Here is a 13,349-nt window from a genome sequence, read left to right as displayed (position 1 = left end):
AGGCGACGGCTCCCCTCAGCTCGCGGGGTGGTTCGCGGGGGCACAAGCCCGGCATTCGGGCTTCCTCCACGCGAAGCGGGACGCTCGTGGGCACCGGCCACGCCCTTCTCGCCAACCGTCCCTTGCAGGCCGGAACCCGCTGGCATACTGAGGGATCCGGACTCGGGCGATGCAGTTGGGGAAGCCTTTGAGTGTGTCTTCGGCGGAGACGCTCGTGGGTCGCGAGGCCGAACTCGCCACGGCCGCGGACGCAGTCCGCGATCTCGGCGAGGGGCGAGCCTCCGTGCTGACGATCGAGGGCGAAGCCGGCATCGGGAAGACCCGCCTGGTGCAGAGCATCGTCGACGACGCGCGGGCGCATCAGGTGGCCGTGTTCTCCGGGCAGGCGCATCCCTTCGAAAGGACCCGCCCATTCGGCGTCGTGGCTGAGGCGCTCGGGTTGAGCCGTCGGTCACCGGACCCGCGCAGGGCCGCGATCGGCGTGCTGCTGGGAGGCCGGAGCACCGAAGCCTCGGCGGCGCCCGCCGGCGACATCCAATATCGGGTCGTCGAGGAGGTCGTGGACCTGGTGGAGACGCTGTGCGCGACGGGCCCGGTGTTGCTCGTGGCGGAAGACCTCCACTGGGCGGACAGCGCCACAGCGTTGGCGATCTTGACCGTTTCGCGGCAGCTATCCCTTTCACCATTGCTCGTGGTGGTGACAGCGCGGTCTTCGCCTCGGCCGGCTGATGTCGAACGCCTCCTCGACGACCTGGCGGCGGGGCACGCGCGCACCCTAAAGCTCCAGCCGCTGACGTCCGACGACGTGACCGTCCTTGCCCGTGACGTGCTCGGGGCGACTCCTGGTCAGGCCCTGACCGCCATGCTGGCCAAGGCTGCCGGCAACCCGCTCTGGGCCACGGCCATGCTGCGCTCGCTGGCCGACGACGGAATGCTGCGACGTGCAGGCGACACCGTCGAGGTGAGCACCTCGGATCTCCCGGCCTCAGTCAGTGACCTTGTCTTTCGCCGCCTGCGGGATCTGCCTCCGGCGACGCTCGAGCTCCTGCAGATAGCCGCGGTGCTCGGCGATGCCGTATCGCTGCGCGACGTCGCAGCCGTCGCGCGCCAGCCGTCGGCCGACGTGGTCAGACAGCTCGGCCATGCGTTCGACGCCCAGCTTCTCGACGAGTCGGACGAGCGGGTCGTGTTCCGGCACCAGCTCGTGCATGACGCGATCTACCAGCACATTCCGCCGTCGGCCCGTCGCCTCCTGCATCGTGAGGCCGCAGTCGTGCTGGTCGCGGCCGGCGCGGATCGACTGGACGTCGCAGACCACCTGATGCTGGGAGCTGAGCGAGGAGACGTGCAGGCGGTCACCTGGTTGCGCGACGCCGCCCGCGAGGCGTCATCGCAAGCCCCTTCAGTCACTGTCGAGCTCCTCCGCCGTGCTGAGACTTTGCTGCCAGCCGGTCATCCTGAGGAGGACGCCGTCGCGTCGGAGGTCATCCAGGCACTGCTTCGCGCCGGGCAGGTGGCCGAGGCGTCGTCCCGTGCGGAAGCGGTGCTCGCCCGGCACCACGCAGCCGAGGTGGACACCCCGCTCCGCGTCGGGCTGCTTGGTGCGCTCGCGCTCCAGAACCGCGCAGACGAGGTCATCGCCGTGGCTCAGGCCAGCCTCGCCGACTCGGCACTGCTTGGCCCCGCTGATCGGGTGATGATCCTCGCCCAGCAGAGCTGGGCTCTGACGTATTCAGGCGATCCGCGCTCGGGCGAGGCGGTGGCAACCCGGGGGGTCGGCATCGCCGAGCAAGCGCGCGATGCGGCGATGACAGTGTGGGCGCTGACGGCGTTGCTGGTGGCAGTGGGGCGGCAGGGCCGCTTCGGTGAGGCGCTGGCCCACGGCCGGCGGGCGGCCGCCCTCGCTGCCGGCTCGCAGGACATGAGATCGCTGCCGCTGCAGCCGAAGTTCTTCCTCGGCCTGGCGCTGTTCGACTGCGACCTCGTCGATGAGGCGCGAGCTGCGTACCGCGAGGCGCTCGCGGACGAGTTCGGCTCCGCGTGGTGGCTCTCCGAGACGCTGATGGCCGACGCGGAGGCGTCCTTCGTCATCGGGGAGTGGGATGACGCGGTCCCCGGCCTCATCGCGGGCGAACAGGCTGCACGGGGGAAGGGGAACGAGTTGCTGGTCGCCCAGTCGCTCGCCTATCGGGCCATCATCGCGACGGGCGCAGGCGACCTCCACGCGGCGAACGAGCTGACCGCCGGGATCGCTGCACCGCTGAACGGCTCCCCGCTGAGCTACAACGCGGGAGTCCTCGCCTTCGCGGTGTCAGGCCTGAAGTCGGCCGAAGGCAACCATCAGGGTGCGTATGACGTGTTGTTGCGGTGTTGGCGTTTTGACGCGGCACGGGAGTGCCGCTACTACCACCGCCGTCTCGCTCCTGACCTCGTGCGCCTGGCCCTGGCGCTGGGGCATCATGAGGTTGCTGCCGAGGTGGCCGCCGACGTCGCAACGGGGAGTGCCCTCGCTCCGGAGGTGCCGACCGTGCGCAGCATGGCCCTGCGCTGCCAGGGCCTCGTCCACGGCGACGTCGAGGCGATGCTCGAGGCCGTCGCACTGGCCCGCCGCGCGCCGCTCCTCGTCGAGCACGCCGGCGCCTGTGAGGATGCGGCGAGGGTGCTGGCTCGGGTGGGGCGGCGCGACGAGGCGGCGGCGCTGCTGACGGAGGCATGGGATCGCTACGAGCAGGCGGGCGCCGGTGCCTGGGCAGGTCGGGTCAGAGGGGAGTTGCGCGCCCTCGGCATTCGTCCTGGTCCGCGCGGGCCGAGGCGCGCGCCCGACGGCGGCTGGGAGAGCCTCACCAGGACCGAGCGAGCGGTGTCGCGGCTGGTGGCCGAAGGACTGACCAACGGTGCTGTGGCCCGGCAGCTCTACATCTCGCCGCACACCGTCAACACCCACCTCCGGCACGTGTTCGCCAAGCTCGGCGTGTCCAACAGGGTCACCCTCGCCACCGCGGTGAACCACTTGATCGAGTGATGTCTCGGCCGCTGACCGTTACGACAATGGGTCACAGCAGCGCAGGGCGCAAGCACGGAGAGAGGAATGCGCGATGGACCACGCGGCGACGATGCGCAGGACGTACGAGCGGATCAGTGCAGGAGACATCGACGGGTTCGGCGATCTGGTGGCGGACGACTTCGTCGACCACCAGGGCGGACCCGGCTTTCCTGCCACGAAGGAGGGGACCCTAGACTTCTTCCGAAGCCTGCGGGCATCGTTCCCCGACATGCAGATGAACGTCGAGGACGTCATCGCGGACGGCGACAAGGCCGTGGCGCGGGTGACGGTCACGGGAACTCACCAGGGCGAGTTCATGGGTATGCCGCCCACTGGCACGCGCGTCGTCGGGGTGGCGCTGATCGACATCATGCGCTTTGACGACGATGGGCTGGTCTGCGAGCACTGGGGTGTCTCGGACATGTTGTCGCTGATGCAACAGCTGGGCGTCGTGCCCGCCGGCGCTCCGTCATAGCCCTCGGCCCGTTGCACCCGGGCTCACACCATGCCGCGGACGCGGTTGTCGCACCTGTCAGGAGTTGACCCATGCCAAGAATCGTCATCACCCACGCCATCAAGGACATCGACCGCTGGCTCGGCGGAAGGACCGAGCGCGTCGCAGCCCTCCCCGGTGCCGTCGGGGTCACCGACCTCGTGGCCCTGGACGGGACCACGAACGCCGCTGTGACCTTCGAGATCGACGACCTGGATGCGTTCAAGAGCATGCTGTCGTCGCTACCCCCGGACGTAGCCGCCCAGGCGGAGTCGCACGGGGTCATCCAGCCGATGACCGTCTACGTCGAGGCCTAGGGCACCACCAGGCATCGGTGAGGTCCGGAATCCGGATCTCGCCTCAGGGCCTCACGGTGATCATCGAGTTTCACACCACAGCAGGTGCACGAGCACAGCTCGCGCACCTGCTGTGCTGACATCTCAGCAACCTCCGGGCCGAACGCACCTGGCTTCGTGGGTGGCACCGTCCACGACGCGTCAAACGCCGGACACGCACCCGGCCAGCGGGTCTAGACTCCCCGAGGCGACGGCATACGGGCTCGTCGGACGACACGCAGGACGAACGGCAGGGAGGTGGACGCCATGTGCGGCGAACCTCCCAGTCATCCGCCCCGGGACACCTGACCCCTCGAGCGCGCCCACACGGCCGACGACTCACGGGCAGAGGTCCCCTGCTGACCGCCTGCCCCTCCGCCCCTCAGGGAGTCGTCATGTCCGAGCGCACCCGCAACCCGATCCGCACCCTCGCCGACCGGGTCCGCCGACCCGCCGCGACCGGTGGCGTCGTGCTGCCGGCACCGGCGTCGACGCCGTCGCGTCGCGGCCGTGACGGCGCGAGCATGGTCGACAGCGCGATCTACGTCGACGGTCGACGGACGGCGTCGCCGACCAGCCTCGCCGAGACCTTCCGGAGTCTGCGCGAGCAGACCGATGCCGTCGGCTGGATCGGCCTCTATCGCCCGACGCAAGACGAGCTTGCCGCTCTCGCAGCCGAATTCGACCTTCACGAGTTGGCGGTCGAGGACGCGATCGTGGCCCACCAGCGACCCAAGCTCGAGCGCTACGGAGAGACGCTCTTCGTCGTGCTGCGAGCGGCGCGCTACCTCGACGAGTCCGAGGAGGTCGAGTTCGGTGAGGTCCACCTCTTCGTCGGGCCCGACTTCGTCATCACCGTGCGCCACAGCGAGGCGCCCGACCTATCCGCCGTGCGCCGCCGCCTCGAGAGCGACCCGGAGCTGCTCGCGCTGGGCCCCGAGGCGGTGCTCTACGCGATCCTCGACCGCGTCGTCGACGGGTACGTGCCCGTCGTCCGCGGCCTGCACAACGACATCGACGAGATCGAGACCGAGGTCTTCCGTGGCGACCCCGCGGTGTCGCGCCGCATCTACGAGCTGAGCCGCGAGGTCATCGAGTTCGAGCGCGCCGTGCGGCCGCTCGCGACCGTCATCCAGTCGCTCTCGGCGGGCTTCGAGAAGTACGGCACCGACGAGGAGCTGCGCCGCTACCTGCGCGACGTCGAGGACCACCTCACCCAGGTGCGTGAGCAGGTGGAGGGCTTCCGGCACCTGCTGCGCGACATCCTCACCGTCAACGCCACGCTCGTCGCACAGAAGCAGAACGAGGAGATGAAGACCCTCACCGAGGCGAGCATGGACCAGAACGAGGAGGTCAAGAAGATCTCCGCCTGGGCCGCCATCCTCTTCGCGCCGACCCTCATCGGCACCGTCTACGGGATGAACTTCGACGTGATGCCCGAGCTGCACTGGCAGCTCGGCTACCCCATGGCAATCGGGCTCATGGGTCTGGTCAGCGCCACGCTCTTCGGCATCTTCAAGAAGCGCCGCTGGATCTGAGCCCTACGGTGGGGTGATGGCCCGGGCCCTCGTCGGCGTCTCCGGCTGGCGCTATCCGCGCTGGCGCGGTGACTTCTACCCGAAGGGACTGCCTCAGCGGCTCGAGCTGACGTACGCCGCAGAGCGAATGACCTCGATCGAGGTGAACGGCTCGTTCTACTCCCTGCAGCGCCCGAGCTCGTATGCCGCGTGGCGGGCTGCCGTGCCACCCGACGTCGTGCTCGCGGTCAAGGGCGGCCGCTTCATCACGCACATGAAGTCCCTGCGCGACGTCGAGACCCCGGTGGCCAACTTCTTCGCGAGCGGAGTGCTGGCTCTCGGGCGCCAGCTCGGCCCCGTGCTGTGGCAACTGCCCGAGCGGCTCGCCTTCGACGCTGATCGGCTCCGAGGCTTCTTCGACCTGCTCCCGCGCACCACGGGCGCGGCTGCCGGACTCGCCACCTGTCACGATGACAGGCTCGACGACGACCGGACGCTCACGACCTGCGAGGTCGACCAACCGTTGCGTCATGCCCTCGAGCCACGGCACCCGAGCTTTGACTCCGACGAGGTGAGAGCCCTGTGCGCCGAGCACGACATCGCGATCGTCGTCGCCGACAGTGCCGGCCGGTGGCCGACGATGCACGATGCGACGAGCGACTTCCGCTACGTCCGTCTGCACGGCGAGACGGAGCTCTATGCCAGCGGCTACACCGACGCGTCGCTCGACCGCTGGGCCGCGACGTGCAGGCGCTGGCTCGATCAGGGGCACGACGTGCACGTCTACTTCGACAACGACGCTCGCGGCCATGCGCCGTGGGATGCCGTCCGGCTCCTCGACCGGCTCGGGATGACGACCGCCCCGCGCCCCGGCGCGGGAGTTGACCCGGGTGGACGGTGACGACTCGCGCGGCGAGCGGGCCCTGCCGATCCGTCGCCTCGACCGCTAGGTTCGTCGTGTGAGCCGCAGTGTCTATGTCGCGTCGCCCGAGGGACTCACCGGCAAGTCGGCGGTGGCCCTCGGCCTGCTCGACGCCCTCATCCGTGAGGTCGGGTCAGTCGGGGTCTTCCGTCCCCTAACAACGCTCGGGGGCAGCGGGCCCGACGAGGAGGTCGACCACATCGTCGAGATGCTCGTCGCGCAGCCCGGCACCGACCAGACCTACGAGGAGGCGCTCGGCGTCACCTATGCCCAGGCGCACGTCGACCCCGACGAGGCCCTGCACCTCATCGTCGAGCGCTACAGCCGTCTCGCGAGCCGCTTCGAGGTCATGGTGGTGCTCGGGTCGGACTACACCGACGTCTCGACCGGCACCGAGCTGTCGTTCAACGCCCGCGTCGCGGCCAACCTCGGCTCCCCCGTCGTGCTCGTCGTGCACGGCCGCGACCGCACGCCCGAGCAGGTGCGCGTCGCCGCCGACAGCGCCCTCGCCGAGCTCAAGGCCAACCACGCCCTCACCGTGGCCGTCATCGCCAACCGCGTCGAGCCCGACGACCTCGAGGCGACGAGCGCCGCCCTCGCCGACCTGCCGCACCCGGTCACCGCGGCGATCCCCGAGAACGCGCTCCTCGCCGCCCCCAGCTTCCGCTCGCTCGCCGAGGCCGTCGGCGCGCGCCTCGTGCTCGGCTCGGAGTCGTGGATGGACCGCGACAGCCTCGGGCTCGTCGTGGCCGCCATGAGCCTGCCCAACGTGCTCTCGCGACTGCGCACCGACGTCACCGTCATCGCCCCGAGCGACCGCACCGACCTCGTGCCCGGCCTGATGCTGGCGCACCAGTCGGGCACCTTCCCCGCGCTCGCGGGCATCATCCTCACGGGCGGCTACGAGATGCCCGAGACGATCGCGCGCCTCACCGCCGGTGTGCAGCAGGACCTGCCCATCGCCCTCACCGAGGCCGACACGATCCACACGGCGCAGGCCGCGATGCAGGTGCGCGGCCCGATGATGGCGAGCTCGCGCAACAAGATCGAGACCGCCCGGCGCCTCTTCTCCGAGCGGGTCGACCAGGCCACCCTGCTGCGGGCCATCGACGTGTCGTCGTCGGAGGTGCGCACACCGCTGATGTTCGAGTTCCAGCTCATGGAGCGTGCACGGTCGGACCGCCGCCACATCGTGCTGCCCGAGAGCCAGGACGACCGCATCCTCGAGGCCGCCGACGTCCTGCTGCGACGCGGCGTCGCCGAGCTCACGCTCCTCGGCGACGAGAACGCCGTGCGCGCCCGCGGCTCCGCCCTTGGCCTCGACCTCGACGAGGCACGCGTCGTCTCTCCCCACGACCCCGAGCTCGTTGAGCGCTTCGCCCAGACGTATGCCGACGTGCGGGCTCACAAGGGCATGACCCTCGAGCGCGCCCGCGAGGTCGTCACCGACATCTCGTACTTCGGCACGATGATGGTGCACCTCGGCCTCGCCGACGGCATGGTCAGCGGCGCCGTCAACACGACCGCCCACACGATCCGGCCGGCGCTGGAGTTCATCAAGACCGCCGACGGCGTGCGCACCGTCTCGAGCGTCTTCCTCATGTGCCTCGCCGACCGGGTGCTCGTCTACGGCGACTGTGCCGTCATCCCCGACCCGACGACCGAGCAGCTCGCCGACATCGCGATCTCGTCGGCCCAGACCGCCGCGCAGTTCGGCATCGACCCGCGCGTCGCGATGCTCTCCTACTCCACCGGCTCCAGCGGGTCGGGGGCCGACGTCGAGAAGGTCCGTGCCGCAACGGAGCTGGTGGCCCAGCGCTCCCCCGACCTGCGGCTCGTCGGGCCGATCCAGTACGACGCGGCCATCGACCCCGTCGTCGGGCGCGCCAAAATGCCCGACTCCGATGTCGCCGGCAAGGCCACGGTCTTCGTCTTCCCCGACCTCAACACGGGCAACAACACCTACAAGGCCGTGCAGCGCAGCGCGCACGCCGTCGCGATCGGGCCGGTGCTCCAGGGCCTGCGCAAGCCCGTCAACGACCTCTCGCGCGGCGCCCTCGTCGACGACATCGTCAACACCGTCGCGATCACCGCCGTGCAGGCGCAGAGCCTGTCCGCCTCCGCCCAGCAGGGAGCCACCGGGTGAACGACAACCCCCACCAGCCCGACCCGTCCGACCAGACAGAGCGACCCGTGCTCGTGCTCAACGCCGGGTCGTCCTCGTTGAAGTACCAGCTGCTCGTGCCCGAGTCGGGCGAGGTGAGCGCGAGCGGTGTGATCGAGCGCATCGGCGAGTCCGGCAGCGACGTCGCCGACCACGCCGCTGCGCTCGAGGCCATGCGGGCAAGGCTTGCTGACGACGGGGTCGACCTCGATGCCGTGTCACTGCGTGCCGTCGGGCACCGCGTCGTGCACGGCGGGCCAGACTTCTCCGAGCCCGTCGTCATCGATGACGACGTCGTCGCTCGCATCCAGGCGCTCAGTCCCCTTGCGCCACTGCACAATCCGGCTGCGGTGACGGGCATCGAGGCCGCGCGGTCACACTTCGACGTGCCGCACGTCGCCGTGTTCGACACCGCCTTCTTCTCGACCCTGCCGCCCGAGGCCTCCACGTATGCCGTGCCCCGCGACCTCGCGCAGAAGCACGCGATTCGCCGCTACGGCTTCCACGGCACCTCGCACCAGTTCGTCTCGCGGGCGAGCGCGGAGCTGCTCGGGCGCCCCGTCGAGGAGCTCAACCAGGTCGTGCTGCACCTCGGCAACGGCTGCTCCGCCTCGGCCATCCGGGGCGGGGTCGCCATCGAGACCTCGATGGGTCTGACTCCCCTGCAGGGGCTGGTCATGGGCACGCGCTCGGGTGACGTCGACCCCGGCCTGCACGCCTTCCTCTCGCGCCAGGTCGGTCTCTCGATCGACGAGATCGACGAGATGCTCAACAAGCGGTCGGGCCTGCTCGGCCTGACCGGTGTCAACGACTTCCGTGAGCTCAGCAAGCGGCTGGACGCGGGTGACGAGGCGGCGAGGCTGGCGCTCGACGTCTTCGTGCACCGGCTCAAGCACTATGTCGGCGCTTACCTCGCCCACCTCGGACGCATCGACGTCCTCGTCTTCACGGCCGGCGTCGGCCAGAACAGCCCTCGGGTGCGCGCGGGCCTGGCCAACGGGCTCGACGGGCTCGGCATCGCCGTCGACCCCGCACGCAACGAGGCCGACGGAGGGCGCGTCACCGAGCCGACCGTGATCTCGCCGGACGGCAGCCGGGTGGTCGTGGCCGTCGTGCCGACCAACGAGGAGCTGGCGATCGCCCGCCAGACCGCCGACCTCGTGCACTGACCTGGCCCGCTCACACTCCGGGTCGAGGTGATCGCGGCAGCCACCTCCCCACCAGCATCACCTCGATTCGGGGAGGCTCTCGAGGTGCTCGCGCAGTGACGTGGGACGCCGACCCGTGAGCCCCTCCACAGCTGGGCTCACGCCGTCCAGCTCACCTGCGCGCACCGCCGTGTAGGTCGACACCCAGGCATCGACCTGCCAGTCCGGGGCGCCATAGGAGGCCCTCGACGCATACGCCTCCTCCACCGTCTCGTCGTGGAAGCTCACGTCCCGTCCAGAGACCTCGGTGATGACCGCCGCCATCTCCTCGAAGGTGAGCGCCTCCGGACCGGTGAGGTCGTAGGTCTGCCCGGCGTGCGCATCCGGGTCGAGCAGCACCGCCACGGCAGCGCGCGCGATGTCGGCGTGTGACACGACCGCTGCACGCCCGTCGCCGGCTGGGCCACGGATGACCCCGTCGTCACCGACCATGTGGTCCATGAACTCGAGGTAGAGGTTGTCGCGCAGGAACGTCCAGGCCATGCCCGATGCCCGCAGGTGCTCCTCGGTCGCCCAGTGGTCGCGCGCGAGCGTGAAGGTGGCATCCGGTGCAGCACCGAAGAAGGAGAGATAGACGACGTGCTCGACACCCGCCGCAGCCGCCGCGTCGACGAAGGTGCGGTGCTCCGTCAGCCGGTCCTCCTGCTCGGCCGCCGACACCATGAAGAGGGTGCGCACCCCGGTGAGCGCCCGCTCGGCCGCCTCGCGGTCGCCGTAGGTGCACTCCACCACGGAGGCCCCGGGCAGGTCCGGCGCCCGGGACGCGGCGCGGACGACGAGCCGCTGCGCGACCCCGCGCTGCGCGAGGTCACGGGCGACGAGACCGCCGAGCCAGCCCGTCGAGCCGGTGACGGCGAGATCCGGGCCCTGGTCTGCGCGTGCCGTGTCCATGCTCTCGACCCTACGCAGCGCGAGACCACCCCGCTCGCGACGAGCCCTCGTCCGGCCGAGCCGTGCGGCGCCGACCCGACCGGGCAGCATACGGTGGCCTCGTGACCGACAACTCAACCCACCCCGTGGCTGACGACGCCAGCCCAGACGTGACCGACTCCGGCGCCCCTGCGCCCGGGCACACGTCGCACTACACGCCCGCTCCTCCCGCCGACCTCGAGCGTCCTGCGACCGGTGTCGGCGTCGTGCCCGCCGGCGTCAAGGCCGCCAGCGAGTGGTCGTGGCGCCTCCTGCTCATCGCGGCCGCCCTCTTCGGCCTGGCCCTGCTGGTGCGGTCGGTGTCCCAGGTGATCGTGCCGATAGCCATCGCCCTGCTGCTGACGGCCCTGCTGCGCCCGATCGCGCTGCGGCTGCGCTCCGTGATGCCCGCGGGGGCTGCGGCCGGCCTCACGGTCGTCGCGACCATCGTCGTCATCTCGGCACTGCTCACCCTCGTCGGCAGCCAGTTCACGTCGGGCTTCTCCGACCTGACGACCAAGCTCGCCGACGGCCTCAGCCAGATCCGTGACTGGGTGCGCACGACCTTCAACATCACCGACGCTCAGTTCAACGACTACTTCGACACGATCCGCGACCAGGTCAGCAGCTCCGGCAACCTCGGTGACACCGCGACCGCCTTCGGCCTGACCGCCACGCACTTCGTCGCCGGCGTCTTCATCGCGCTCTTCGCGCTCTTCTTCTTCCTCTACGACGGCCCGCGCCTCTGGGCCTGGGTCGTGCGGCTCTTCCCCCGCACGGCGCGTGACCGCGTCGACTCCTCGGCCGTCATCGCCTGGGACCAGCTCTCCGCCTTCGTGCGCGCGACGATGATCGTGGCCTTCGTCGACGCCGTCGGCATTGGCGTCGGTGCGGCGATCCTCAAGGTGCCCTTCGCCTTTGCGATCGGCATCCTCGTCTTCCTGCTCGCCTTCATCCCCATCGTCGGTGCGCTGCTCTCGGGCTTCGTGGCGGTCGTGCTCGCCCTCGTCGCGCACGGCCCCGGCGTCGCGCTCATCATGCTCGCGGTCGTCATCGGCGTGCAGCAGCTCGAGTCGCACGTGCTGCAGCCCTTCCTGCTCGGCAAGGCGGTGAGCGTGCACCCGCTCGCGGTCATCCTCGCGATCGCGATCGGCTCCATTACCGCCGGCATCGTCGGGGCGCTCGTGGCCGTGCCCTTCGCGGCCGTCATCAACGCCGTCGGCAAGCACCTGTTGATCGGCGAGACGCGCGAAGAGCTCGACGACGAGCTCGAGAAACGCGCTCATCAGGGCGGCTCACCAGCGTCCGCCTGACCACCGCCACGACGAACGCCCCGAGGCCGCTGTGGCCTCGGGGCGTTTCGTGTGCCTGGGGGCTAGCCGGAGACGGCGCGCCGGGCGAAGAGCGCCCGGTCGTCGAGCTCGTCCGCCTCGTCGGCGAACTCCGGGGTGTCGAAGACGTCGGCGGGTATGCCGTCGTCGGTGTAGCGGGGCTCGGCCTTCGCCTTGAGCGCATAGGTCGGCACCGGCACGGGCACGGGGCTCCAGCTGCCGGGGGCAGCCTCGGCTGCCGCAGCGGCAGGCTGCACGGGCACGCCAGCCGTCTGGGCGGCCTGCACGTCGAAGACGCCGTCGTATGCCGCCGCGTGGGCCGAGGCGACCGCCGCCGGCTCGTGCGCGTGGCGGGCGGCCGCGGTGTCGCGGGACGGCTCGTGCCGCTCGTGCCGCTCGTGCCTCTCGGTGCGCTCACGCTGGTCGTGCGTGGCGGTCTCTGCCGCACGGCGCGCCTGCTCGATGGCCCGGTGGCTGATGACCTGCGTGTCCTCGCTCGAGAGGACCGGTGGGGCGTCGCCCCGGCCACGGTCGGCGCGGGAGTCCGCGGTGCCGTCGCTGCGACCGGACCGCTGCTCGGCGCGGTGGGCACGGTCGGCCTGGGCCTCGGTGCGCAGCCAGTAGAGCACCACGACGAGCGTGACGAGAGCGAAGGGCACCGACACCCAGAGCAGCACGCCGGTGATGGCGAGCACGGTCGAGACCGGCACCCAGAGCAGGGCGACGAGCAGCAGGGCTGCGCGCAGGCGCCGCTGCCCCATCGACACCCGGTGCTGGGACGGACGCTGCTGACCGGAGTCGGACGGGCCGAGGCGGCTGGGGTCATGGCGGCTGGGGTCATGGCGGCTGGGGTCATGGCGGCTGGGGTCATGCCGGCTCGAGTCAGGGCGGACCGGCTGCCGGCGGGGGGCGCCGGGGTGCGAGCCGGCCGGCGGCCTGCCGGCGACCCGGCCTCGGTCTCGGGTTGCTGGGCTGTGGGACACGGGCATTCGATCCACCTCACCGCGGTGTGCGTCGGACGGGTGCTGCTGGTCGATCTCGTGCTGGTCGATCTGGTGCTGGTGCAGGGACTCGACGCGGTGCTCGCTGGCCCGCCGGGCGACGAGGGGGGAGGAGGCGCGCGTGGCACCGGCCGGCACGGCCCGTTTGACGTCGACCGTGGCGCGGGCGGCGGCGGCCGGCTTCACGGCATACGAGTTGGGACGCGGAGCGCGCAGCTCGGTGGACGGCAGCAGCGGCCGCTTCTCGAGCACCCGCATGGCCTTCGAGAAGCCGTCGACCGACCGGGTCGCGGCAGCGTCATCACGACGTCGCACCCAGTGCTGCAGCAAATACGCAGCCCAGATCGCGACGATCACCACGAAGATCAGGCTCCCCACTTGCACGAACCCCACGGTAGGCCGGGGGCGCTGGCGCACCATGCATAT

General features: G+C 70.7%; 10 protein-coding genes. 8 read left to right on the top strand and 2 right to left on the bottom strand.

All coding sequences use genetic code 11. The features are described 5' to 3' along the window. Positions 1–214: 214 nt before the first annotated feature. The 7 genes from LG278_RS05850 to LG278_RS05820 all read left to right on the top strand — a co-directional run bounded on the left by LG278_RS05850 (position 215) and on the right by LG278_RS05820 (position 9,643). Positions 215–3,022 (top strand): helix-turn-helix transcriptional regulator, encoded by a 2,808-nt coding sequence (locus tag LG278_RS05850; protein ID WP_404391858.1) that lies wholly within the window; start codon positions 215–217, stop codon positions 3,020–3,022. Between the two features lie 73 nt (positions 3,023–3,095). Further along, entirely contained in the window at positions 3,096–3,518 is a 423-nt protein-coding gene (locus LG278_RS05845; protein ID WP_404391856.1) for an ester cyclase, read from the top strand. Between the two features lie 71 nt (positions 3,519–3,589). After that, entirely contained in the window at positions 3,590–3,853 is a 264-nt protein-coding gene (locus LG278_RS05840) for a hypothetical protein (RefSeq protein WP_404391854.1), read from the top strand. A gap of 413 nt (positions 3,854–4,266) precedes the next feature. Continuing rightward, complete coding sequence (gene corA, locus LG278_RS05835) at positions 4,267–5,409, top strand: magnesium/cobalt transporter CorA (protein WP_404391852.1); 1,143 nt, start codon at positions 4,267–4,269, stop codon at positions 5,407–5,409. A gap of 16 nt (positions 5,410–5,425) precedes the next feature. Continuing rightward, complete coding sequence (locus tag LG278_RS05830) at positions 5,426–6,289, top strand: DUF72 domain-containing protein (protein WP_404391850.1); 864 nt, start codon at positions 5,426–5,428, stop codon at positions 6,287–6,289. 58 nt (positions 6,290–6,347) lie between these two features. Further along, positions 6,348–8,456, top strand: a complete 2,109-nt coding sequence (gene pta / locus LG278_RS05825) for a phosphate acetyltransferase (RefSeq protein WP_404391849.1) — start codon at positions 6,348–6,350, stop codon at positions 8,454–8,456. Further along, positions 8,453–9,643 (top strand): acetate/propionate family kinase, encoded by a 1,191-nt coding sequence (locus LG278_RS05820; protein ID WP_404391847.1) that lies wholly within the window; start codon positions 8,453–8,455, stop codon positions 9,641–9,643. Before pta ends, LG278_RS05820 begins: the two co-directional genes overlap by 4 nt. A 57-nt stretch (positions 9,644–9,700) precedes the next feature. Here LG278_RS05820 and LG278_RS05815 read toward each other — a convergent pair whose 3' ends face one another. Then, positions 9,701–10,573, bottom strand: coding sequence for an SDR family oxidoreductase (locus LG278_RS05815; protein WP_404391845.1), 873 nt, complete (start codon positions 10,571–10,573; stop codon positions 9,701–9,703). Between the two features lie 101 nt (positions 10,574–10,674). On the opposite strand from LG278_RS05815, the gene LG278_RS05810 reads away from it, so the two are divergent. Then, complete coding sequence (locus tag LG278_RS05810) at positions 10,675–11,904, top strand: AI-2E family transporter (RefSeq protein WP_404391843.1); 1,230 nt, start codon at positions 10,675–10,677, stop codon at positions 11,902–11,904. Positions 11,905–11,966: 62 nt separating this feature from the next. On the opposite strand, the gene LG278_RS05805 is transcribed toward LG278_RS05810, so the two are convergent. Next, on the bottom strand, positions 11,967–13,307 hold the full coding sequence (locus tag LG278_RS05805; RefSeq protein ID WP_404391841.1) for a hypothetical protein: 1,341 nt from the start codon (positions 13,305–13,307) through the stop codon (positions 11,967–11,969). Positions 13,308–13,349 lie beyond the last annotated feature (42 nt).

The sequence above is a fragment of the Humibacillus xanthopallidus genome, from assembly GCF_044793955.1.
In the GTDB taxonomy this organism is placed as follows: domain Bacteria; phylum Actinomycetota; class Actinomycetes; order Actinomycetales; family Dermatophilaceae; genus Humibacillus; species Humibacillus xanthopallidus_C.
The sequence above is the reverse complement of the archived record's forward strand: the minus strand, read 5'-3'. Positions and strand labels throughout refer to the sequence as shown.